Genomic DNA, 20,021 nt, shown 5'->3' on the forward strand with positions numbered 1-20,021 from the left:
GATGCGAGGCGCCAGGGCGTCAGCCCAGCGAGGCCAGCTCGTCCTGAGCGGTGGTGATCTGCTCCTCGGTCAGCGGCACGAAGAGCGCCGCCTCCGCGATCTCGGCGCTGTTCTCGATCGAGAAGTCCACGAACGCGGCGACCTGCGGCTTGTCCGTGTAGGACGCGTTGTTCACGTAGATGTAGAGCTCGCGGCCCAGCGGCGTGTAGGTGCCGTCCTGGACCGTCTCCGTGCTGGGCAGCACGCCGTCGACCGCGACGGCGACCATCGCGTCCGGGTTCTCCTCCGCGTAGCTGAGGCCGAGGAAGCCGATGGCGCCGATGTCGCCGCCGACACCCTGCACCGTGATGTTGTCGTCCTCGGACGGGCTGTAGTCGGTGCGGATGGCACCCTCCTCGCCGTTCACGGCGTCGGTGAAGTAGTCGAAGGTGCCGGAGTCGGTGCCGGCGCCGAACAGCGTGATGGGCTGGTCGGGGAACGCCGGGTCGACCTGGTTCCAGTTGGTGATCTCACCCTCTGCGTCCGGACCCCAGATGGTCTGCAGCTGCTCGAGGGTGAGCTCGGTGGCCCAGTCGTTCTCGGGGTTGATCACGACCGAGAGGCCGTCATTGGCGACGACGATCTCGGTGAACTCGATGCCGGCCTCCTCGCAGGCGGCGACCTCGTCCTCGGCGATGACGCGCGATGCGTTGGAGATGTCGGTCTCGCCGGCGCAGAAGGACTGGAAGCCACCACCGGTGCCGCTGGTGGCGACGGTCACGTTGATGCCCGGCTCGACGTCGCGGAACTGATCGGCCGCGGCCTCGCTCAGCGGTGCGACGGTCGACGAGCCGTCGGCGACGACAGCCCCCGACGTGCCCGAGGAGTCGCCAGAGGCGCCGGGGTCCTGCTGGCCGCCGCAGGCGGAGAGCAGCAGCACGGTGGCACCCACCGCGGCGGTCACTGCTGCGGACTTGGTGAAGGACTTGGTCACAGGTGTTCCTCTCGAGAGCGGGCCGTGCCCACATGACGATGTGCCGCACACCGCGGCGAAACCCATAGAAGATCATCGAAGTGAACGCCGCATGAACGCAAGCAATACATCGATCTATGTCGAAGGATTCGCTGAGTGCATTGACGTTCATCGATCTATCTCGTACGCTTCATCGAAGAACATCGATGAGAGGATCGAACCCGTGAGCACGCAGATCATCGACCACGACGTGACCATCCCGGCGTCCGTCACTGGAGAGCCCGTCACCGTCCGACTGCAGCTGGAGGTCACGCTGCCAGACGACTGCGCATGCCAGCCTCAGCCGATCTCGCTCGGCAACCCCCGCGGCTGGAAGCCGTGAGCGCGTAACCATCCGTTCACCAACATGCAGTATCGATAGACCATCATCGAAGCGAAGGCGCGACATCCGTCGCGCGACCCGACCGAGACGAAAGGGGCTCCGATGTCGGACACGCCCACCGTGCTGTTCGTCTGCGTCCACAACGCAGGCCGCTCCCAGATGGCTGCCGGGTTCATGAGCGATCTCTCGAATGGCGCCGTCGAGGTGCTCTCGGCCGGCAGCGAGCCGAAGGACCAGATCAACCCGATCGCCATCGAGGCGATGGCCGAGGTCGGGATCGACATCGCCGACAACGTGCCAAAGATCCTCACGGTCGACGCGGTACGCGAATCGGACGCCGTCATCACCATGGGCTGCGGCGACGCATGCCCCATCTTCCCCGGCAAGCGCTACGAGGACTGGGCGCTCGAGGACCCGGCGGGCAAGGACATCGAGACGGTCCGCCGCGTTCGCGACGACATCCGTGGACGTGTCGAGCAGCTGCTCTCCGAGCTGCTGCCGGCGAGGGCCTGAGATGGATCTCGACGTCAGCGGCCGCCGCGGCCTGCCCGGACTCGACTATCCCGAGCGCTTCCTCCACACGCTGGCCGACGACCTCGGCCAGCGGTTCTCCGGCGTCTTCGCGCCCGAGACCATCGAGCGCTACGTCCTCGAGTCCTACGCAGCATTGCTGCGCACCTCGTCGGTGAAGGCACACCTCGCCACACGCGTCGCCCGCTTCGCAACCGACCGCCTCACCGCCCTCGCCCAGGCGAAGGGCGCATCCCCCAGCGACCGTCCGAGCGTCCTGTTCGTCTGCGTGCAGAACGCCGGCCGCTCGCAGATGGCGGCCGCGATCGCCCACGAACGCTCCGGCGGCCGACTGCAAGTGCGATCGGCCGGCTCCATGCCCGCAGATGAGCTAAACCCTGCCGTGGTGGCCTCGCTGCACGAGATCGGCCTCGACCTGCAAGACGCGTTCCCGAAGCCGCTCACCGACGACGTCGTGCGTGCAGCAGATGTCGTCGTCACGATGGGCTGCGGCGACGCGTGCCCCATCTACCCGGGCAAGCGCTACGAGGACTGGCAGCTCGACGACCCCGAGCACGTCTCGATCGACGAGGTACGCCGCATCCGTGACGAGATCACCGAGCACGTCGACGGGCTTCTCCGAAGCCTCGAGGTGGCGCGGTGACCGTCGAGAACGTCGTCGTGATCGGCTCCGGTCCCGCCGGGTACACCGCCGCGATCTATCTCGCTCGCGCGGGACTCGCACCGGTCGTGCTCGCCAGCTCCGTCGAGCCTGGCGGCGCGCTGGTCAACACCACCGAGGTCGAGAACTTCCCCGGCTTCGACAACGGCATCATGGGTCCGCAGCTCATGGACCAGATGCGGGCACAAGCCGAACGCTTCGGAGCCCGCATCGTCTACGACGACGCCACGGCCGTCTCGCTGACCGGCGACATCAAGACCGTCTCGACCTCGACCGAGCAGTACGCCGCGCACGCCATCGTCCTCGCGATGGGCTCCGCCTATCGCAAGCTCGCAGTGCCAGGCGAACAGCGGCTCACCGGTCACGGCGTGTCATGGTGCGCCACCTGCGACGGCTTCTTCTTCCGCGACAAGGACATCGCCGTCGTCGGCGGCGGCGACTCCGCGATCGAAGAAGCCACCTTCCTCACCCGATTCGCCCGCAGCGTCACGCTCATCCACCGCCGAGACGAGCTCCGCGCCTCGAAGATCATGCAGGAGCGCGCCCTCGGCGACGCCAAGATCACCCCCCGCTGGAACGCAGAAGTCACCAGCGTCGAAGGCGATGACGCCGTCCAACGGGTCATGCTGCGCGACACCGCAACGGGAGCCGACACGAGCATCGACGTCCAAGGGCTCTTCATCGCCATCGGCCACGACCCACGAAGCGAGCTCATCGCCGGCCAAATCGACCTCGACGAGAACGGCTACGTCCTCGTCGATCACCCCTCGACCGCCACGAACCTGCCCGGAGTGTTCGCCTGCGGCGACCTCGTCGACAAGCGCTACCGCCAAGCCATCACCGCTGCAGGCACAGGATGTGCTGCCGCCCTAGACGCCGAGCACTACCTCACCGCGCACAACCTGTCGCAAACCGTCGAGGTCACTGCCGCGACCAGCTGAGCCGTCGAACGACGCCGACCAGGCGATCCACGATCGAGGGTGCGCGCCAACGCGAACCTGCAAGAGCTCTCGAAGGAAAGGCCATCCATGCACCTCGTCGCCATCGGCGGCAGCGACGCGGGGATCTCCGCAGCGCTGCGCGCGCGCGAGCTCGACCCGTCCGTCGACGTCACCGTCGTCGTCGCAGACGCCTACCCGAACTTCTCCATCTGCGGCATCCCGTACTACTTCTCCCGCGAGGTGCAGCCGTGGCAGTCGCTTGCGCACCGGACGCACGCCGACCTCGAGGCGACCGGCATGCGGCTGCGCCTCAACACGTTCGCCACCGACATCGACGTCGACGCGCGAGCGCTCACCGTCCGTGACGAGCACGGCGACCGGTCGCAGATCGGCTACGACGAGCTCGTCGTCGGCACCGGAGCGCTCCCCTCGCACGCCGGCATCGCCGGGCTCGACACCCTCACACCCGACGACGGCGTGCACGTCATGCACTCCATGGGCGACACCTTCGCCCTCGAGCGCTTCCTCGACGACCGCGACCCGAAGACCGCGATCATCGTCGGCGCCGGCTATGTCGGACTCGAGATGGCAGAGGCGTTCACCGTCCGCGGTCTCGCCGTCACCCAGATCCAGCGCGGCCCGGAGGTGCTCTCGACGCTCGACCCCGAGCTGGGAGCGATCGTGCACGCCGAGCTCGACGAGCACGGCGTCGACGTCCTCACCGACACCACCGTCTCCGGGATCGAGAAGACCGCCGCAGGCCTGACGGTGCACGGCACCCACCACGGCGAGCCGGTGATGCGCACCGCCGACGTCGTGCTCGTCGTCGTCGGCGTCCGTCCGAACACCGACCTGCTCCAGCGGGCCGGAGCACGCCTCGGGGCCGGCCGTGCCGTCGTCGTCGACGACGCCATGCGCACCGGCCTGCCGAACATCTGGGCCGCCGGCGACGGCATCGTCACCCACCACCGACTCCTCGGCGAGACCTACCTGCCGCTGGGCACCACCAGCCACAAGCAGGGCCGCACCGCTGGCGAGAACGCCATCGGCGGCAACGCCCGCTTCGCAGGCAGCGTCGGTACCCAGGTCGTGAAGATCTTCGATCTCGTCGCCGCGCGTACTGGCCTGCGCGACCACGAGGCGGTCGCCGCGGGCCTTGCGCCGCGGACCGTCAGCGCCACCGCTGACGACCACAAGCGCTACTACCCCGGTGCGCAGCCCATCACGATCCGCGTCACCGGTGACGAGCGCGATGGGCGCCTCCTCGGCGCACAGCTCGTCGGCCGCCTTGGCACCGAGACCGCCAAGCGCGTCGACACCTACGCCACTGCACTCTTCGCCGGCCTGACCGTGCAGCAGGTCAGCGACCTCGACCTTTCCTACACTCCCCCGCTCGGCTCGCCTTGGGACGTCGTCCAGGTCGCCACCCAGCAGTGGAGCCGCAACCTCACCCTGGAGCCCACCGCATGAGTACCCCCACCGTCCTGTTCCTCTGGACCCACAACGCGGGCCGCTCGCAGCTTGGCGCAGCGCTCCTCGAGCACATCGCAGGCGATCGCTACGTCGCCGCATCCGCGGGGGTCGCACCCGCCGAGACCGTCAACCCGGCGATCGCCGCGACCGTCGCCGAGGTCGGGCTCGACATCACCGACCACGTGCCTCGCAAGGTCACTGCAGAGCTCGTCGAGAGCGCCGACGTCGTGGTGGCCATGAAGCCCGGCCTCGAGATCCCGGGCACACCCAAGCGACTCATCGAGTGGAGCTTCCCTGAGCCTGCCGCGTGGGACACCGACAGCGTTCGCCCACTCCGCGAGGCCGTCGCAGACGCGCTCCGAGAGGAGTTCGCGAACTAGTATCGCAGACGCGCTTCGGTTGCTCGCGGTCGGAGCTCACTACCTAGGTCGATCTACGCGATATCCCGTCACGGCACGCATCAAGTAACCACGACCTCGCCGTTTTGGCTTGCAATGGTCGCCTGCACCTGCTTCGTCGTCGGCGCTCTTGCTGCGCTGCTGATCGCGGTCGAGTTCCGTGCAGCCCGCTCGTGCTTGACGGGTAGCTCACGACCTAGGTTGATATCCCCGATATCCAGTCGAAGAGGGTACGAAGCCCACAAGCCCGGTTGGTGTCCCGTGCGCGTGCAGGCGACCCGCGCTTGCTCCGCGGACTCCGTGCCCCTTCACGCTGACGGCTCCCAGGCACGCGCGTCGGCAGCCATCGCTCGGCGCGCGGCCTTTAACTCGGGCAGCGACTGAGGGTTGTCCTTCAGGTTCAGCGGTGGTGTCCACCGACGGATCAAAGCGACCTCGACGTTGCCGAGCCTGACGGCGCCGGGATCGACAGCGTGCCAGACGGCGACGGTCAGACGCGCGTGCATCCATTCGGTGAGCAATCGGTCGTGCTCGACACTGAGGCCGTAGTTGGAGAAGTAGGCCGGTTTGAGGGGGTTACGCGGAATCCCTCGCAGCCCGAGCTGCCTACGGAGGAGTGCTGCGAAGGAACGCCGCACGGTGCTGCTGCCGGTGTGAGCACTCACATCCTGATCGGTCGCGAAGTGGACCTGCAGTTCTCGGTGCGCGAGCGAGTCCTCGGACTTGCCGACATAGAGCGGTACGTCGCGCCTCGGATCGAGCCCTAACTCAGCCCACGCTTGCTCATCGCCGTAGATGGCGTACAAGCCAGGCTCGGGCCGCACATGGTCGGGCGCATCGACGATGCTCCATCGCTCGCCGGAGAGTGCCCTGGGCGCGTCCTCGAAGGCTGACACAGCGAGCTCCTCTCGTTCGATGGCGGCGCGAACCTGCTCGACGACCTCGGGGAGTCGATAGTTCGGATGAACCTCGATGAGCGCATGGTCGGCGTCGTCGAAGGCAGCGCGCTTCTGTGCATCACGATCTTGCTGTACTTCGAACGCAACCTCGCCTCCGAAGAACTCGACGGGCTTGCTGTGCTGAACACCTTGGTACTCGACACCGATCGCGCGGTCGACGAAGTAGATGTCGATGGATTTCGGTGCGAGCCAGTACGGGCGAGCTTGGTGAACGATCTTCTCGTCAGGAAACTCTGCCTCGAGTTCACGCAAGAGACCGATCTCGGCGACAATTCGACCCTCGCCGACACCCGGCACGCCTGCCGCACGCCGAGTCTCATTCTCTGCGAGACGCAGCAGACCGCTCGTCTTAAGGTTGAGGAGACCCCAATACGGCCTGGTGTCGACGAACGGCATCGGCCATTCCACCCGACTGGCGAGCGCCTCGTATGTATCGTGCAGACGAGCCTCGTACGCCTCGTCTGGCTCCTCGGACTCCTCTTCTTCGCCCTCCGCCTCTGCCCGGCGCTCGTGCGCTCGCTCAACGAATCGAGCAACGTCGGCGCGAGTGAAGTCGCCGATGAGGTCCTCTTCAATGGCGGTAGCGATCTCGTCGCGGGAGAGGGGAGCGGTCAGTCGGCCCCAGTACTCATCGATGAGTGAGCGGCCGTGCACATCGTGGAACGAATCGAGCCGGACCTGGAGCGTGTCCATGATCGCGCCGTAGTTGCCGATCCCGTGACGGGAGCCAGTCAGTCGCCGCATCTCTGTCCAGTAGAAAACCGACTCGGCACTGATGCGTGGGAAGCCGAGGTAGGGAGCCATCGAGAGATGGAGCTCGATCGGCACTCGGTAGTCATGCGCGAGGTAGCCAGCATGGAAGTCGCCGTCGATGAAGTAGGTGTTCGCGAGCACCTCGCGCCAATCGGGGAAGCCCCGATCGTCATACGACTGCGCCATGAAGCGGATGTCGGCGAGAACGTCCGGCTCGTCGTTGAGGCGCTCGACGAGTTCCTTGAAGAGCATCAGCGCGTAACCCTGCTGGCGATCGACTTCGACCGGGTCACGCTCGAGGACCCCGGGTCGGAAGTCACGGTCGTAGAACGGCCGCTGCCGCCGGCTGATCTCCGGGACGGGCGCGTAGCGGTTCGCATCGAACTTGGGAACCGAGCGCTCCGCTCTCCTCAGCGGTAGGGCGTCAGCATGCACCCGATCAGTCTGCACGGAACCGGAGACACGCGACCACGATCCGGTCGGCATCACGGCCGCGAAGACACCCTGATGAGCGACCCGCCCGTGACGGTATGCGACTGACCGGCATCTCAGACCCTCGACGTTTGTCAGCTCTTGGCAGCGGCCCGCTCGAGCGCGCGGTACACGGTGGAGCGAGCGACGCCGAACAGCTCCGCGATCTCGGCACTGGTGTGCGTGCCCTGACGGTGCAGGCTCACCAGATGCGCCTCCTGCGCCGGCGAGAGCTTCGGCTTCTTCCCGCGCAGCCGGCCCTTGGCGCGTGCGACGGCCATCCCCTCGCGGGTGCGGGCGCGGATGAGGTCGGCTTCGAACTCGGCGACCATGCCGAGCACGTTGAAGAGGAGCCGTCCGACGGGGTCGGTCGGGTCGTAGAGACTCCCACCCAGACTGAGGCGCACCCCCTTGCTGGCGAGCTCGTCGGCGATGTCGCGTGCGTCTGGGAGCGAACGCGCGAGACGATCCAGCTTCGAGACGACGAGGGTGTCTCCCTCGCGACCGGCTGCGAGTGCCTCGCGCAGACCGGGCCGTGCCCGGTTCGAGCCGGTCAGGCCGTGATCGACGTGGATGTTCAGCTCATCGACGCCAAGGCCGATGAGTGCGTCGCGTTGCGCGGTGAGGTCCTGCGCGTTCGTCGATACGCGCGCGTACCCAATGAGCATGGTGCGACTGTAGCGTTTGACGCCCCTTGACCGGGCACATATGCGGGCGAGTCTTACGGGAATCCACGGAACTAGCATCGGAGTGGATTCTCGCTCGTCGCGAGCACTCGCGTCCGGTGTCCCGGTGAAGGATCGGCTTACGGGCGTACGGCTGCGGCGGCGGATGTCGGTGGTGACACTTACAGTCTCAAATGGGCGTATCACGCCGAAGACCAAGTCGACTCGAGGAGCACGCATCGCGATGGGGACCCCAACTGACAGCGATCGTGCACTCTTGCTAGCCCAGGCCCGCGAACTGTACGGAAGAGTCGTCTACTCGCACAAGGCGCATGAGAAGCAAGCCGACATCTACGACGCGCGAAACCGACTCTTCCAGTGGTGCAAAGTCGTCCTCGCGGCCGCGAGCTCGGGAACGTTTTTGGCGGCACTAGCTGGCGTCTTCCTCGAGGCCGAGCTCTCTTCCCTGGTGATCTCGTTCATCGCATTGCTCCTCTCTGCTGCCACGCTCGCTGGCGACACCTTCAAGTACGGCGAGGCGACGCAACGACACCGGGACTGTGCCGCACGCCTATGGGGAGTGAGAGAGTCCTACCTGTCGCTCCTCGTGACGCTGCAATCGAGCGACCTCGATCTTCCTGCAGCTCGCCAAGAGAGAGATGCTCTCCAGGCCGAGCTAGAGGAGGCCTACGGCAATGCGCCGCGCACCACGCCTCGCGCATATCGCGCGGCCCAGCACGGCTTGCAGGATCACGGTGACCTCAGCTTCGATCCCGGCGAGCTCGACCGGCTGTTGCCGGAACGACTTCGACAGGGCCGTGATGACGCAGACGTCTGAGATCTTCGACGGCTTCCTGGCGAATCTCGGCGTCGACAACGGAGCCACGATTGCGTCCCGACGGGATGAGATCACCAAAGCGCTGAACAAGGAATTCCGCAGCATCGAGGGATCGACCGACCACAAGTTGATGGTCGGTTCCTACGGCCGATGGACAGCCATCCGAGGCGTTTCCGATCTGGATCTCCTCTTCATCGTGCCCCCTTCGCTCCGAAGGGGCTACGAGGAGGACGGAGGGGCGTCACGCATCTTGAAACGCACGAGGGAGGCCATCCAGAATCGCTACCCGACGACGACCGTGCGTGTTGACCGACTCGTCGTCGTCGTTGAGTTCATCTCCTTCTCGTTCGACGTGCAGCCAGTGTTCGCGAATGACGACGACTCGTACTCGTACCCGGACACCTACGCCGACGCCTGGAAGGTGACGAAGCCACGCGCCGAGATCAAGGCCATCCGCGACGAGAACGAGACAGCTCGCGGCAACCTGCGCCGACTCTGTCGAATGACGCGTTCATGGAAGAACAAGCACGGCGTCGTCATGGGAGGGCTGCTGATTGACACGCTCGCGTCGCGGTTCTTCAAGGCGGAGCCAGACTGGGCAGCCGAAGGCTCGGACGGTTTCGGCCTCATGTGCGAGGCATTCTTCGACTTTCTCGCTCAAGAGCCCGACCACGAGTTCTATGCAGCCGTCGGTAGCGGGCAGCGAGTGAAGGTCAAGAAGCGCTTCCAATCGGCCGCCGCCGACGCGCGCGACCTCGCCAGCATCGCAGTCGGAGCGCGCGACCAGAAGAACGAGTACGCAAAGTGGCGAGCTGTCTTCGGCCGTTCCGTGCCCAAGGTCCAGCACGCTGGCGAGGAAGCCTCCTTCTCAAAGTTCAGCGACACTGAAGAGTTCATCGAGGACCAGTTCCCAATCGACATTCGCGCCTCGCTCGAGATCGACTGCACTGTCACGCAAGACGGATTCCGGCCGCAACTCCTGCGGACGCTCCTTCGAAAGTCGATGCCGCTACGCCCTCAGAAGCAGCTGCAGTTCACCATCGTTGAATGCACGGTGGTTGAGCCGTTTGTGGTTCGGTGGAAGGTCCTCAACCGTGGCGCCGAGGCCGAACGAAGGGACTGCATTCGTGGCACGCTCATCGAGCCCAACAAGGGACGTGATCGAACGGAGTACACCTCGTTCAGAGGCGCGCACGTCGTCGAGTGCTACATCATCAAGGCCGGCGTCGTCATCGCGAGGGCCTCGATCGATGTACCTATCTCCGGCACCTGACTGTGCCGCAGCGCGGGCACGCGCTGAGATGATCGTTTCACTCGATGAGGAGGTTCCGTGTCAGTCGTTTCTGGTTGGTACCGGACGCCCGTCGGTGCTGGCGCCGCTCTCGTGGTCGCTGGCGCCGTCGAGGTGCTGCGCAACCTGCTCGTGGCAACGGGCGAGCCGAGCGCCGTGCTCGAGTTGCTCTCCAATCCGTGGGTCGGGAGCTTGCCCGCCGTGCTCATCTACAGTGCGACCGTGGTGCTCGTCGTAGGACTTTGGCCGGAGCGCGGCATCGCGAAGGCTCGCGCCACGAGCGTCGTTCTCGTCGCCTACGGTGCGACGTGGCTGCTCGGCCTCGTGCTCGGTCTGGTCGCGGCGGACGGCGGCGCGAACTGGGTGTGGGCGGGCTCAAGCCTCGATGTCGCCCGGATTGGATTGGGACTCGTCGCGGGAGTCTTGGTGGCCCGCGAAGCCGTCCTCAGGGGTTTGGCTCGATGGTCGCTCTTGATCGTCGCAGCGACGCACATCCCTAGCCAATTGACGTCTCTCATTGCCTTCCCAGCATGGGCTCCGCACCCGAGCATGTGGGAGCAACTGACCCTTGCTGCGGTCCTCTTCTGGGGCGCCACGTACGTCGTCGACGGACTCCCGAAGCGAACTCGTGCCGCAGCGAACGGCTGAGCCACCCACAGCGCCCACGACCTCCGTTGATATCCCCGACATCCGGTCGAGTTGATACCGAAGCTCCGGCCCCACTCTCCCTGAGGCCCAACTCAGCAAACAGATCCCACCAAAACCCGCTCCTGACCGGGCGTTTTCCGCGCAGGGCCGGACGCCGGCCGACGGGCGCCGCTCCTGATTGGTGCAAATTTTGCACCACCATGAATGCAAGTCATCCAGCGCCTCGGGCGTCGTAGGTCAGCATCTGCTGTATAGTCAGTGCATGCTGACTATTGCGAATCGACTGGACGTGATGCATCGGCTGGGCCGGGCACTGGCGGACCCGACGCGCTCACGCATCTTGTTGAACTTGCTACAGGGACCGAATTACCCCGCTGTCCTTGCGCGCGAGCTCGAGCTGACACGCTCGAACGTGTCGAACCATCTCGCCTGCTTGCGGGACTGCGGCATCGCCGTGGCCGAGCCCGAAGGCCGGCAGACGCGATACGAGATCGCCGACCCACACCTCGCCCAGGCACTGACCGCGCTGGTCGAGGTGACGTTGGCTGTCGACGAGCAAGCACCGTGCCTGGATCCGGAGTGCCCGGTCCCCGGCTGCTGCGAGTCGACCCGATGAGCGCAGAGACGCTCACCGAGGCACGACGAACCACCCTGCATCGCCGAGTGCGGTTCATCGTCGGCTTCACGATCACCTACAACCTCATTGAGGCGATCGTCGCGATCTGGGCGGGCTCGATGGCCTCCTCGGCCGCGCTGATCGGGTTCGGGCTCGATTCGATCGTCGAGGTGCTCTCCGCGGCCGCAGTCGCATGGCAGTTCACGCGCAAGGATCCGGAACGGTGGGAGAAGGCGACCGTCCGCGCGATCGGCATCGCGTTCTTCGCGCTCGCCGCGTACGTCATCATCGACGCGGTGCTCACGCTGACCGGGGTGGAAGAGGTCGATCACAGCCCGCTCGGCATCGGCATCGCCAGCCTCAGCCTGCTCGTCATGCCGGCACTGGCCTGGTTCGAGTTCCGCACCGGTCGCGAGCTCGGTTCGCGCAGCGTGCAGGCGGACGCCAAGCAATTGCTCCTGTGCATCTACCTGTCCGGCACGGTGCTCGTCGGCCTGTTGCTCAACCTGCTCTTCGGCTGGATGTGGGCAGATTCCGTGGCTGCACTCGTTGTCGCGGGACTCGCGATCCGCGAAGGCGTCGAGGCATGGCGCGGCGATGTCGAATCGCCCTTCGAGGTCCTGGGCGATCTCGAGGAGAAGGACCTCTAGATGCTCGCGACCCTTGCCTCCGCGATCGGCATGTTCGCGGCAACCAACATCGACGACATCGTCATACTCACCGTGCTCTTCCTCGCATCGTCCCGCGGCGGGCCTCGACCCTGGCAGATCGTCCTCGGCCAATACCTGGGATTCGCAACCCTCGTTGCGATCAGCGTTGTCACGGCACTCGGGCTCACGATCATCCCGGACGAGTGGGTCGGCTTCCTTGGCCTCCTCCCCCTGCTGATCGGTGTAATCGGACTCATCCGGGGACTGCGCGAGCGCGACGATGCAGATCCTGACGAGTCAACGATGAAGGGCCTCGGCCTGCTCGGCATCGCCGGGATCACCATCGCGAATGGGGCGGACAACATCAGCCTCTACACGCCGGTGTTCCGAACCATCTCGCCCGCAGACACCACGATCACCATCGTCGTGTTCCTCGCTCTGGTGAGCGTCTGGTGCCTCTTCGGTAAGGTCATCGGCACGCACAAGGCCGTCACCGAGACTCTCGAGCGCATCGAGCACTGGCTCGTGCCCGCCGTGTTCATCGGCCTCGGCCTGTTCATCCTGATCAAATCCGGCGTCGTCCCCCGCCTCTTCGAGGCACTGGCCTAATGTCGACGACTGGCAACAGCTCGCCAAGTCCCGCGGCAGCACCGGCAGTCGCCGCGGGAGGCGCCTCCCCGCCACACACGACACCTCGATTGTGGAGGGTGACCCTGCTCGGCTACCTCGCTGCGCTCGCCGCCGTGGCGATCGATCAACTCAGCAAGATCTGGGCAGAGGCGACCCTCGCTGTGGGCGAGCGTCATCCACTGCTGGGCGACATGCTCGCAACGCAACTCACCTATAACCCGGGTGCGGCACTCTCGCTCGGCGCCAGCGCGACACCGCTCATCACCGCCCTCGCAGCTGCGGGCACTCTATTCGCGGCTTGGCTCACCTGGAGAACCACGTCGCTACCCTGGGCGCTGAGCCTTGGCCTCATCCTCGGCGGTGGCCTCGGGAACGTCATCGACCGCCTGGTACGGCACCCCGGTCCCGGCCGAGGCCACGTGGTGGACTTCATCGCCTACGCCGATTGGTTCATCGGAAACGTCGCAGACGTGTTCGTGTTCGGCGGCCTGACGCTCTGCATCGCCCTCGCCTTCAAGGGCAAACCCATGCGGTCCTAATCCTCAGGACCTGGCTGTGCCGCGCTCGGCCGAGTCCGAGCGCGGCAGCTCACGACGTGAGTCGATATCCCCGATATCCAGTCAAGGTGGGCAGTACCCCCACTCGCACGTTGGTATCACTTCACGCCCACGACGCGCCCTGGCGGAAACTCGCGCCTGACCGGGCGTTTTCCGTGCGTGGTGAACTCTTAACGAGCGCTCACCGCTCATAGGTGATGCAGACAATGCACCAACCCGGCGTCCTGCGGCCCGGCCGGTGCGGCCCGGGTCGGGTCAGGCACAGCAGGAGGTGGGTAGTTCGTTGCGGAACAGCCCGGCGGCGATCCGCAGGCTCTCGGCCATGGTCAAGTAGGGAGCCCAGGTGTCGGCGAGGTCGTCGACGGTCATCTCGGCCTTGATCGCGTAAGTGGCGGCGAGCATGATCTCGCCCGCTCCGTCAGCGACCGCGTGGACGCCTAGGACCTTGCCGGTGCGTGCGTCGGCGACCAGTTTCAGCGCGCCGCGAGTGTCGCGGTTCACCAGTGCTCTCGGCACGTCCTCCAACGCCAAAGTGCGGCAGGCACACGGGTGGCCTTGCTCAAGCGCTTCTTTCTCAGTGAGCCCTGCCGAGGCCAACTGTGGGCGGGTGAACATCACCGCCGGCAGGCCGGTGTAGTCCACCGTCTCACGCTTTGCCCCACCGTCGCCGAGTGCGTTGACGGCAGCGACCCGTCCAGAGGCGGCGGCGACGTACACATACTGCGGAGTGCCCGCAACGTCGCCCGCTGCATACACCCGCGGGTTGGACGTGGCCTGGTGTTCGTCGATCACGACGAAGCCCCGGGCGTCGGTGTCGACGCCCGCTGCCGCGAGATCCAACGCGATGGTGTCGGAGTGCCTGCCGGTCGCCACCAACAGTCGCTCCGCAGTCACCTGGTTCCCGGACGCGGTGATCACTCTGACGCCGCCTTCCTCGGCGGTCTCGACACCGGTCGCGTGTTCGGCGATCACGGCGATACCGTCATCGGCGAACACACCGGCCATGACCTCGCGCAACTCCGGCTCTGCGCGCGACGCCAGGCGCCCGATCACAGTCACGCGAGCGCCGAGGTGCGCGAACAGCTGGGCCTGCTCCATCCCGACATAGCCGCCACCGATGATCACCAGCGACTCGGGCACCTCGGTCAGTTCCATCGCAGTCGTCGACGTCAAGTACTCCACATCCTCGATCCCGTCGATGCCGCGCACCGTGGGCTGCGAACCGGTCGCGATCACGTAGGACCGTGCCCGCAGCGGCTTCCCGTCGACCTCCACCGTGTCCTTGTCGGCGAAGCGAGCCTCACCTGAGATCAGCGGGAACCCCCACGCGTCAGCGACCTCGGTGTACTTGTGCTGCTTGAGTCGGTCGATCAACTCAGCTTTCTGCGCCACCAGGGCGTCCAGGTCCACGCCGTCCGCGGAGGTGGGAACGCCGTCGAACGGGTTGGTTAGCGCACTGTGCCGTGTCCCGGCAGCGGCCAGCAGGGTCTTGGACGGAATACAGCCGACGTTGACACAGGTCCCGCCCAGAGCGCCGCGCTCGATCAGTACGACCTCGGCGCCCGCCTTGCGGGCCGCGATACCTGCTGCCATCGCGGCTCCTCCCGACCCGATTACGGCCAGGTCAACGTCGTACTCCGCGCTCATCTCAAGCTCCTCCGGTTTGGTATTCGCCCATCCATCACCCACCATGGACCTTCCAGTGCAGTAGAAGGTCAAGTACCGAGAGCGGAGACCGCCATGCGAATCGGTGAACTCGCCGAGGCCACTGGCACGACCACCAAGACCCTGCGGTTCTACGAGGACAGCGGACTGCTGCCGCCCCCCGAACGGACCGTCAGCGGATACCGCGACTACGACCAGGATGCCATCGCCAGGCTGGATTTCATCCGGCGAGGGCGCGCCACCGGACTCACACTCGCTCAGGTCCGCGAGGTGCTCGATATTCGAGATGCCGGGACCGCCCCGTGCCACCACGTCAAGGAGCTCCTCGACATCCGCCTCACTGCCCTCGACCAGCAGATCGCCGACCTACAAGCGCTCCGCACCAACGTCGCCCACCTCCGAGACGACGCCGCACAAGCCAACCCCTCCGAATGCCAGTCCAAGGACGTATGCCGATACCTGTGAGCCCTTCGTGGCCATAAGGCCGCGGCGGTAGCGCATGACGACCGGTGCGGACTGCTCAAGGCGACTCTGTGCTCAGGTTCACGACCTGGGTTGATATCCCCGATATCCAGTCCGTTGGCTGCCGTAGCGCTGTCGTCTCCCCTCAGCATGCACCTCGAGCGCCGGCTCGACTCACTCGCCTGCGCAGGGATCGAGCGTCGCGAGGCCCATCTCGGAAGCGACCTCGAGCATCCGGGCGTCATGCGAGACGACCACGAGGTCTTCGATGCCGGAGCGCAGAGCGGTGCCGAGGTGGATCGCGTCGAGGGGGCGCACGTGCGGCACGATCGCCTCGGCGTCGATCAGCACGGCATGGTCCATCGGGATCACGCCGATGAAGTCGAGCACCTCGTCGCGCTCGGCGAACGGGACGCCCTCGCGCCGCGCGAGGCGCGTGAGCTCCGTCTCGAGCAACCGGGATGAGACGAGCTCGTCCGACTCCGCCGCGTCCTCGAACCACGAGACCGCCCTCGGTGAGTGCCGCAGCATCGCACGGCCGGCGATGGACGTGTCGACGTAGAAGGTCGTCATCCCTCTCCTCGCAGGTCGTCCAGCAGCTCGTCGATCGATACGGCTGTCCGCAGCTCATGCCGAGGCGGGGACGCGAGGTTTGGGCGACCCGTGCGCTTCGGTGGGATGACCTGGGTCGACGACGCGACCGGCTCCACGCGGGCGATCGGTCGGTGGTTAGGACGTGATCGTGTAGCTCTCCCCCGACTCGACGTCCCGCAGCATCTGCGCGGGATTCTGGCGGAGCTCTCGGACGGAGACGGTCTTCATGGCGCGATTGCAGGTCAACGATCTACATCTTGGCCAGCGGGTCGCGCGGCGTGTGGGTGGCCTCCCCTACCCTGCTCGCAAGCGAGGTCGGGAGTGGATGTGGGTGGCCCCATCTACTCTCCTCGCAAGGGAGGCAGCGATGTCGAGCACCGAGCAGGGCAGAGCGGCGGTCGAGGCCGCTCGCGCGCTGCTCGCGGACGCTCCGGCGTTCTCCCGCGCGTCTAGTCGTGACGTCGTCGAGCTGCTGGGTTGCGTCGCTGAGCTCGCCCGGGTCGCCGACGCCTTGCAGGTGCGGCTCGCGCACGAGGTCGAGGAGCGCTCGCAGTGCCCTGTCGACGAGCCGCTGTGCCTGCTGCTCGGTGCCCGGCATCCGAAGGAAGCGCTCGGGCGGGCGTTCGGCATCCGGCCTGGCCGCGCGCTGGACCTGCTGCTCATGGCGCGGGCGACGTCCCCGTCGATCGGGATCACCGGCGCCGACATCCCGGCGAAGTACCCGGCGGTCGCGGCTGGGCTCGCGACGGGTGACCTCTCGTTCGCGCAGGCGCAGGCGATCGTCTCGACCTTGGGGCCGGCAGCGCCGCGCGCCGACGTCGAGCAGCTTCGCGTCGCGGAGCAGTCGCTCGTCGGTCACGCGACCGACCCGGGCATGCCGCTGCCGCCGGAGCAGCTGACGGTGCTCGCCCGCCGCTGCGTAGCGCTGCTCGACCCGGACGGGGTGCTGCCGAACGATGAGCGGCAGCGGGCGATGCGGTACTTGCGCGTCCGGCAGCAGCCCGACGGGTCGTGGCTGACGACCATGCGCTCGCCCGCCGAGGAGGGCTCCAAGCTCAAGGCGATGGCGGATGCGTGGGGCGGTCCGCGCGTGAAGGTCGCCTTCCACGACGACAAGTGCGCCAGCGGCGGCTGCGACGGCAAGGCCTGCGACGGCGAGGCCTCGCTCGACGACCGCACGCCCGAGCAGAAGATGCACGACGCGTTCATCGCCATGGTCACCGCGCACGCCGGCTCCGGCGACGCGCCGGTCGCCGGCGGCGAGCCGCCCGTGCTCACCTTCGTCGGCACCATCGACGCGTACGACGCCCACGTGCGGGGCCTGTCCCACCCCGAGCGGACCCTCACGATCGAGCACACCGGCTGCCTGCTCCCGATCGAGGGCGTCGATCAGCTCCTCTGCCACGCCGCGATCGAGCAGCTGATCGTCGACGAGCACGGCCACCCGCTGTGGCTCGGCCGCACCAAGCGCATCTTCAACCGCGCGCAGCGGCGCGCGCTCGCGAAGCGCGACAAGGGCTGCCGCGTGCCCGGCTGCGGCATGCCGGCCGCCTGGTGCGAAGCGCACCACATCGTGCCCTGGCAGCTCGGCGGCAAGACCGACATCGACAACGGCATCCTCGTCTGCAGCTTTCATCACCACGAGATCCACGCCGGCCGACTGCGAGTCGAGAAGGCCGGCCCGGGGCCGGGCCAGTGGCGGATCGCCGCCGAGCTCCAGCCCGCCCGCACCCGCACCGCCGTCGCCGCGTTCGCGGGCCTGCAGACACCGCCCGAGCTGCCGCGGAGCCTCGAAGCAGCCGCGACAGCATCGCTCGCGATGAAGCTGCCCGAGCTCCCCGAGCTCGGCGGCGAACCGCGCCACGCGATCCCCGCCGAGCCCGCTGCCCCGGATGCGACCGGACGGGTCGAGGGATCCATTCGGCGACCGCGGCGGCACCGGCAGCCGAGCATCGTCACCGAGCGGCGACTCCGCGCACTGCTCGAGCGGCACGGCCGTGCTCGAGAGCACAGCGCCCGCGCCGACGTGCTGCCGAGACCGGGGATCGTGCTGCGCCGCTGATCGCCATCGCATCCCGCACGCGACTGCACGCCCGCACGCTCTCCGCGCACCTGGCTCCCGATCCCTCTAGTGCCCGGCGACCTCGGCGGTCGGCTCGAACGGCGTCCAGCTTGGACGCCCGGCGTCGACGAGCGCGTCGACCGCGCGCACCAGGAGGAGGTGCGCGTCGCGACGCGATGCGTCGGCGAGGTACGCGCGGGCATGTGCTCGCTTGCCGATCACCCAGAGCAGCCAGGCGATGATGCACAGCAGGAAGGGCACGATGCCCTCCGGCGCGTGCGCTGCCGTTCGTCGCAGCAGCACGATGCCGCGAGCGACGCGCGATGGATCGGCGCTCTGCGGCGCCTCGCCTCGGAACGACCGCGCGAGCCGTGCGTCCGTCGCATCCCCGATCGCGACGAAGGCGTCGACGAGGTCTGCGCCGGGCAGCCCGCGCTGGTAGAGCCCGCCGGCCATGGCGGCCATCTCGTCGATGTGCGATTCGGCGAAGGCCCATCCGAAGGCGATCTGCAGGCCGATCAGCTGCGGCATTCCGGGTAGCACGGAGAAGAATGCGAGCTGACCCAGGAGCTCCGCACCGACGTCGCACGGTTCGTCGTCGAGGCACGTCTCCACCGCGGGAAGCCCCGCCGCGAAGACCTCGCCGCGCAACGGGATCTCGAGCGACCGGACCGCGGCGACATGGCGGCTGCTGAACGTCACGGAGAACTCAGGCAGCGCGTCGCGCATCCGATCGATCGTCGCGACGACCACCTGCCGATGCATCGCGTCAGTGGCGGGCAAGTGGATTCGAGCCAGGCCGCGAGCCTCGGAGTCATTGCGTCGCATGACGGGCAGTGTCACGCTTGGGGGGTGCGCCCCGTCACGAGTCACGGCGGGTCTGTGGATGGAACAGCCTCGACGATCCGTGGGCGACGACTCCGTCCGCCGAGTCATTCCTCGAGCGCTAGGGCGACGCCCGCAGTCGTCGCGGCACGACGCAGCGCCGCGTCCCGAGTCGCGAGCGGCACTGCGCGGACCATCGCTGCGTCCAAGTAGGCGGCGTCGTACGCCGTGAGCTCGAATCGACTCGCGAGGTCCACGAGCCGGTCGGCTGCTCCATCGACGACGTCGAGCGCGAGCCGGTCGAGCGTGCTCAGGAAGCGCTTCGAAGCGGCAGCGCTGATGCGGTCCCGGCGAGCGGCGAGCACCAGCACGTTCGCGACCTCGTAGCGCCAGAGCGTTGGGACCACGCCGCCCCATCGAACGACGCGCGCGAACACGTCATCGCTCGCGTCACTCGCCTCGTCCTCGAAGCACCACGACATCGTCACCGAGGCATCGATGACGACCGTCACCGGCGCCCCTCTTCGATCAGGTCACGCGCTCCCCCACCGCCGAGCGTCCGCCCCGCCCTCGCATCCCGCATCTCCCGCACCAGCTCTTCGACGCTCTGGGAACCGGCGTTGCTGACGGGGACGAGGCGCGCGACGGGGCGACCGTGCCGCGTGATGGTGACCGTGGCACCGCGCTCGACCTCCGCGAGGAGACGCGGCAGATGCGTCTTCGCCTCGTACGCGCCGATCGTCGTCATGCAGTCAGACTAGCCGCAGACCTGATCTGCGACCACTCCTCGGTCTGCACGGCTACGATGGCGCCATGCAACTCCTCGTCGCCGCCTCCGCCGCCGCCCACGACGCGGGCATTCCGCTCGACGACCCGATGAACCTCTTCATCATCGCCTCGAGCCTCGTGACGGCGCTCGCGTTCGTCGGCATCGTGGGCGCGTTCGTCCTGACCGCGCTGGGCCGCGCCGACTGACGCCCAGCCCCGCGGCTCGCAC

General features: G+C 67.1%; 25 protein-coding genes. 16 read left to right on the plus strand and 9 right to left on the minus strand.

The features are described from left to right. Nucleotides 1-19: 19 nt before the first annotated feature. Complete coding sequence (locus ACP7BI_RS09865) at nucleotides 20-973, minus strand: PstS family phosphate ABC transporter substrate-binding protein (RefSeq protein WP_425845661.1); 954 nt, start codon at nucleotides 971-973, stop codon at nucleotides 20-22. Between the two features lie 202 nt (nucleotides 974-1,175). Between ACP7BI_RS09865 and ACP7BI_RS09870 the strand changes: the two genes are divergently transcribed. The 6 genes from ACP7BI_RS09870 (at nucleotide 1,176) to ACP7BI_RS09895 (ending at nucleotide 5,320) form a co-directional block, all read left to right on the plus strand. Continuing rightward, nucleotides 1,176-1,334 carry a hypothetical protein gene (locus ACP7BI_RS09870; RefSeq protein WP_425845664.1) on the plus strand — a complete coding sequence of 53 codons (159 nt, stop codon included), beginning with the start codon at nucleotides 1,176-1,178 and terminating at the stop codon, nucleotides 1,332-1,334. Nucleotides 1,335-1,436: 102 nt separating this feature from the next. Next, nucleotides 1,437-1,847 carry an arsenate reductase ArsC gene (locus ACP7BI_RS09875; protein WP_425845665.1) on the plus strand — a complete coding sequence of 137 codons (411 nt, stop codon included), beginning with the start codon at nucleotides 1,437-1,439 and terminating at the stop codon, nucleotides 1,845-1,847. A 1-nt stretch (nucleotide 1,848) separates the two neighbouring features. Continuing rightward, nucleotides 1,849-2,508, plus strand: coding sequence for a three-helix bundle dimerization domain-containing protein (locus tag ACP7BI_RS09880; RefSeq protein ID WP_425845667.1), 660 nt, complete (start codon nucleotides 1,849-1,851; stop codon nucleotides 2,506-2,508). After that, a complete protein-coding gene (gene trxB / locus ACP7BI_RS09885) occupies nucleotides 2,505-3,467 on the plus strand; it encodes a thioredoxin-disulfide reductase (RefSeq protein ID WP_425845669.1) in 963 nt (320 codons plus the stop codon). The genes ACP7BI_RS09880 and trxB overlap by 4 nt, the downstream gene beginning before the upstream one ends. Nucleotides 3,468-3,554: 87 nt before the next feature. After that, on the plus strand, nucleotides 3,555-4,937 hold the full coding sequence (locus tag ACP7BI_RS09890) for an FAD-dependent oxidoreductase (protein WP_425845672.1): 1,383 nt from the start codon (nucleotides 3,555-3,557) through the stop codon (nucleotides 4,935-4,937). Further along, entirely contained in the window at nucleotides 4,934-5,320 is a 387-nt protein-coding gene (locus tag ACP7BI_RS09895; protein WP_425845674.1) for a low molecular weight phosphatase family protein, read from the plus strand. Before ACP7BI_RS09890 ends, ACP7BI_RS09895 begins: the two co-directional genes overlap by 4 nt. A 326-nt stretch (nucleotides 5,321-5,646) precedes the next feature. On the opposite strand, the gene ACP7BI_RS09900 is transcribed toward ACP7BI_RS09895, so the two are convergent. Further along, nucleotides 5,647-7,485 carry a GIY-YIG nuclease family protein gene (locus ACP7BI_RS09900; RefSeq protein ID WP_425845677.1) on the minus strand — a complete coding sequence of 613 codons (1,839 nt, stop codon included), beginning with the start codon at nucleotides 7,483-7,485 and terminating at the stop codon, nucleotides 5,647-5,649. A 131-nt stretch (nucleotides 7,486-7,616) separates the two neighbouring features. After that, nucleotides 7,617-8,189 carry a recombinase family protein gene (locus tag ACP7BI_RS09905; protein ID WP_425845679.1) on the minus strand — a complete coding sequence of 191 codons (573 nt, stop codon included), beginning with the start codon at nucleotides 8,187-8,189 and terminating at the stop codon, nucleotides 7,617-7,619. Nucleotides 8,190-8,313: 124 nt separating this feature from the next. On the opposite strand from ACP7BI_RS09905, the gene ACP7BI_RS09910 reads away from it, so the two are divergent. The 7 genes from ACP7BI_RS09910 (at nucleotide 8,314) to ACP7BI_RS09940 (ending at nucleotide 13,398) form a co-directional block, all read left to right on the plus strand. Beyond that, complete coding sequence (locus ACP7BI_RS09910; RefSeq protein ID WP_425845680.1) at nucleotides 8,314-9,024, plus strand: SLATT domain-containing protein; 711 nt, start codon at nucleotides 8,314-8,316, stop codon at nucleotides 9,022-9,024. Further along, on the plus strand, nucleotides 9,008-10,297 hold the full coding sequence (locus tag ACP7BI_RS09915; protein ID WP_425845683.1) for a nucleotide-binding domain-containing protein: 1,290 nt from the start codon (nucleotides 9,008-9,010) through the stop codon (nucleotides 10,295-10,297). The genes ACP7BI_RS09910 and ACP7BI_RS09915 overlap by 17 nt, the downstream gene beginning before the upstream one ends. A 57-nt stretch (nucleotides 10,298-10,354) precedes the next feature. Continuing rightward, a complete protein-coding gene (locus ACP7BI_RS09920; protein ID WP_425845685.1) occupies nucleotides 10,355-10,963 on the plus strand; it encodes a hypothetical protein in 609 nt (202 codons plus the stop codon). A 262-nt stretch (nucleotides 10,964-11,225) separates the two neighbouring features. After that, nucleotides 11,226-11,579: a Cd(II)/Pb(II)-sensing metalloregulatory transcriptional regulator CmtR gene (gene cmtR / locus ACP7BI_RS09925; protein ID WP_208063075.1), complete on the plus strand. Its 354-nt coding sequence runs from the start codon at nucleotides 11,226-11,228 to the stop codon at nucleotides 11,577-11,579. Then, nucleotides 11,576-12,229 (plus strand): cation transporter, encoded by a 654-nt coding sequence (locus ACP7BI_RS09930; protein WP_092919808.1) that lies wholly within the window; start codon nucleotides 11,576-11,578, stop codon nucleotides 12,227-12,229. The genes cmtR and ACP7BI_RS09930 overlap by 4 nt, the downstream gene beginning before the upstream one ends. Continuing rightward, nucleotides 12,230-12,838 carry a cadmium resistance transporter gene (locus ACP7BI_RS09935; protein ID WP_425845689.1) on the plus strand — a complete coding sequence of 203 codons (609 nt, stop codon included), beginning with the start codon at nucleotides 12,230-12,232 and terminating at the stop codon, nucleotides 12,836-12,838. Between the two features lie 98 nt (nucleotides 12,839-12,936). Further along, nucleotides 12,937-13,398: a signal peptidase II gene (locus ACP7BI_RS09940; protein WP_177220388.1), complete on the plus strand. Its 462-nt coding sequence runs from the start codon at nucleotides 12,937-12,939 to the stop codon at nucleotides 13,396-13,398. A gap of 273 nt (nucleotides 13,399-13,671) precedes the next feature. On the opposite strand, the gene merA is transcribed toward ACP7BI_RS09940, so the two are convergent. After that, the gene (merA, locus tag ACP7BI_RS09945) at nucleotides 13,672-15,063 is read right to left on the minus strand and encodes a mercury(II) reductase (RefSeq protein ID WP_208063073.1); all 1,392 of its coding nucleotides are present in this window, start codon (nucleotides 15,061-15,063) and stop codon (nucleotides 13,672-13,674) included. 93 nt (nucleotides 15,064-15,156) lie between these two features. On the opposite strand from merA, the gene ACP7BI_RS09950 reads away from it, so the two are divergent. Next, nucleotides 15,157-15,546 carry a heavy metal-responsive transcriptional regulator gene (locus ACP7BI_RS09950; RefSeq protein ID WP_092919343.1) on the plus strand — a complete coding sequence of 130 codons (390 nt, stop codon included), beginning with the start codon at nucleotides 15,157-15,159 and terminating at the stop codon, nucleotides 15,544-15,546. Nucleotides 15,547-15,717: 171 nt separating this feature from the next. On the opposite strand, the gene ACP7BI_RS09955 is transcribed toward ACP7BI_RS09950, so the two are convergent. Continuing rightward, nucleotides 15,718-16,116, minus strand: a complete 399-nt coding sequence (locus ACP7BI_RS09955; RefSeq protein ID WP_425845693.1) for a type II toxin-antitoxin system VapC family toxin — start codon at nucleotides 16,114-16,116, stop codon at nucleotides 15,718-15,720. 156 nt (nucleotides 16,117-16,272) lie between these two features. Further along, nucleotides 16,273-16,365, minus strand: coding sequence for a type II toxin-antitoxin system Phd/YefM family antitoxin (locus ACP7BI_RS09960; protein WP_425845696.1), 93 nt, complete (start codon nucleotides 16,363-16,365; stop codon nucleotides 16,273-16,275). A gap of 139 nt (nucleotides 16,366-16,504) precedes the next feature. On the opposite strand from ACP7BI_RS09960, the gene ACP7BI_RS09965 reads away from it, so the two are divergent. Continuing rightward, nucleotides 16,505-18,199: a DUF222 domain-containing protein gene (locus ACP7BI_RS09965; protein ID WP_425845699.1), complete on the plus strand. Its 1,695-nt coding sequence runs from the start codon at nucleotides 16,505-16,507 to the stop codon at nucleotides 18,197-18,199. A 66-nt stretch (nucleotides 18,200-18,265) separates the two neighbouring features. On the opposite strand, the gene ACP7BI_RS09970 is transcribed toward ACP7BI_RS09965, so the two are convergent. The 3 genes from ACP7BI_RS09970 to ACP7BI_RS09980 all read right to left on the minus strand — a co-directional run bounded on the left by ACP7BI_RS09970 (nucleotide 18,266) and on the right by ACP7BI_RS09980 (nucleotide 19,772). Continuing rightward, nucleotides 18,266-18,964, minus strand: coding sequence for a hypothetical protein (locus tag ACP7BI_RS09970; protein ID WP_425845702.1), 699 nt, complete (start codon nucleotides 18,962-18,964; stop codon nucleotides 18,266-18,268). Nucleotides 18,965-19,131: 167 nt separating this feature from the next. Continuing rightward, the gene (locus ACP7BI_RS09975) at nucleotides 19,132-19,536 is read right to left on the minus strand and encodes a type II toxin-antitoxin system VapC family toxin (protein WP_425845704.1); all 405 of its coding nucleotides are present in this window, start codon (nucleotides 19,534-19,536) and stop codon (nucleotides 19,132-19,134) included. Next, complete coding sequence (locus ACP7BI_RS09980) at nucleotides 19,533-19,772, minus strand: type II toxin-antitoxin system Phd/YefM family antitoxin (RefSeq protein WP_425845707.1); 240 nt, start codon at nucleotides 19,770-19,772, stop codon at nucleotides 19,533-19,535. Before ACP7BI_RS09980 ends, ACP7BI_RS09975 begins: the two co-directional genes overlap by 4 nt. Nucleotides 19,773-19,837: 65 nt before the next feature. On the opposite strand from ACP7BI_RS09980, the gene ACP7BI_RS09985 reads away from it, so the two are divergent. Beyond that, the gene (locus tag ACP7BI_RS09985; RefSeq protein ID WP_425845709.1) at nucleotides 19,838-19,999 is read left to right on the plus strand and encodes a hypothetical protein; all 162 of its coding nucleotides are present in this window, start codon (nucleotides 19,838-19,840) and stop codon (nucleotides 19,997-19,999) included. Nucleotides 20,000-20,021: the final 22 nt, after the last annotated feature.

It is taken from the genome of Agrococcus sp. TSP3-2-1 (assembly GCF_049897585.1).
Classification (GTDB): Bacteria; Actinomycetota; Actinomycetes; order Actinomycetales; family Microbacteriaceae; genus Agrococcus.

Excerpts from the sequence above, each read along its gene's own strand:
- ACP7BI_RS09875 (WP_425845665.1), top strand. The coding sequence starts at position 1,437 with ATGTCGGACACGCCCACCGTGCTGTTCGTCTGCGTCCACAACGCAGGC.
- ACP7BI_RS09880 (WP_425845667.1), top strand. The coding sequence starts at position 1,849 with ATGGATCTCGACGTCAGCGGCCGCCGCGGCCTGCCCGGACTCGACTAT.
- ACP7BI_RS09890 (WP_425845672.1), top strand. The coding sequence starts at position 3,555 with ATGCACCTCGTCGCCATCGGCGGCAGCGACGCGGGGATCTCCGCAGCG.
- ACP7BI_RS09895 (WP_425845674.1), top strand. The coding sequence starts at position 4,934 with ATGAGTACCCCCACCGTCCTGTTCCTCTGGACCCACAACGCGGGCCGC.
- ACP7BI_RS09905 (WP_425845679.1), bottom strand. The coding sequence starts at position 8,189 with ATGCTCATTGGGTACGCGCGCGTATCGACGAACGCGCAGGACCTCACC.
- ACP7BI_RS09915 (WP_425845683.1), top strand. The coding sequence starts at position 9,008 with ATGACGCAGACGTCTGAGATCTTCGACGGCTTCCTGGCGAATCTCGGC.
- cmtR (WP_208063075.1), top strand. The coding sequence starts at position 11,226 with ATGCTGACTATTGCGAATCGACTGGACGTGATGCATCGGCTGGGCCGG.
- ACP7BI_RS09930 (WP_092919808.1), top strand. The coding sequence starts at position 11,576 with ATGAGCGCAGAGACGCTCACCGAGGCACGACGAACCACCCTGCATCGC.
- ACP7BI_RS09935 (WP_425845689.1), top strand. The coding sequence starts at position 12,230 with ATGCTCGCGACCCTTGCCTCCGCGATCGGCATGTTCGCGGCAACCAAC.
- merA (WP_208063073.1), bottom strand. The coding sequence starts at position 15,063 with ATGAGCGCGGAGTACGACGTTGACCTGGCCGTAATCGGGTCGGGAGGA.
- ACP7BI_RS09950 (WP_092919343.1), top strand. The coding sequence starts at position 15,157 with ATGCGAATCGGTGAACTCGCCGAGGCCACTGGCACGACCACCAAGACC.
- ACP7BI_RS09955 (WP_425845693.1), bottom strand. The coding sequence starts at position 16,116 with ATGACGACCTTCTACGTCGACACGTCCATCGCCGGCCGTGCGATGCTG.
- ACP7BI_RS09960 (WP_425845696.1), bottom strand. The coding sequence starts at position 16,365 with ATGAAGACCGTCTCCGTCCGAGAGCTCCGCCAGAATCCCGCGCAGATG.
- ACP7BI_RS09965 (WP_425845699.1), top strand. The coding sequence starts at position 16,505 with ATGTCGAGCACCGAGCAGGGCAGAGCGGCGGTCGAGGCCGCTCGCGCG.
- ACP7BI_RS09970 (WP_425845702.1), bottom strand. The coding sequence starts at position 18,964 with ATGCATCGGCAGGTGGTCGTCGCGACGATCGATCGGATGCGCGACGCG.
- ACP7BI_RS09980 (WP_425845707.1), bottom strand. The coding sequence starts at position 19,772 with ATGACGACGATCGGCGCGTACGAGGCGAAGACGCATCTGCCGCGTCTC.
- ACP7BI_RS09985 (WP_425845709.1), top strand. The coding sequence starts at position 19,838 with ATGCAACTCCTCGTCGCCGCCTCCGCCGCCGCCCACGACGCGGGCATT.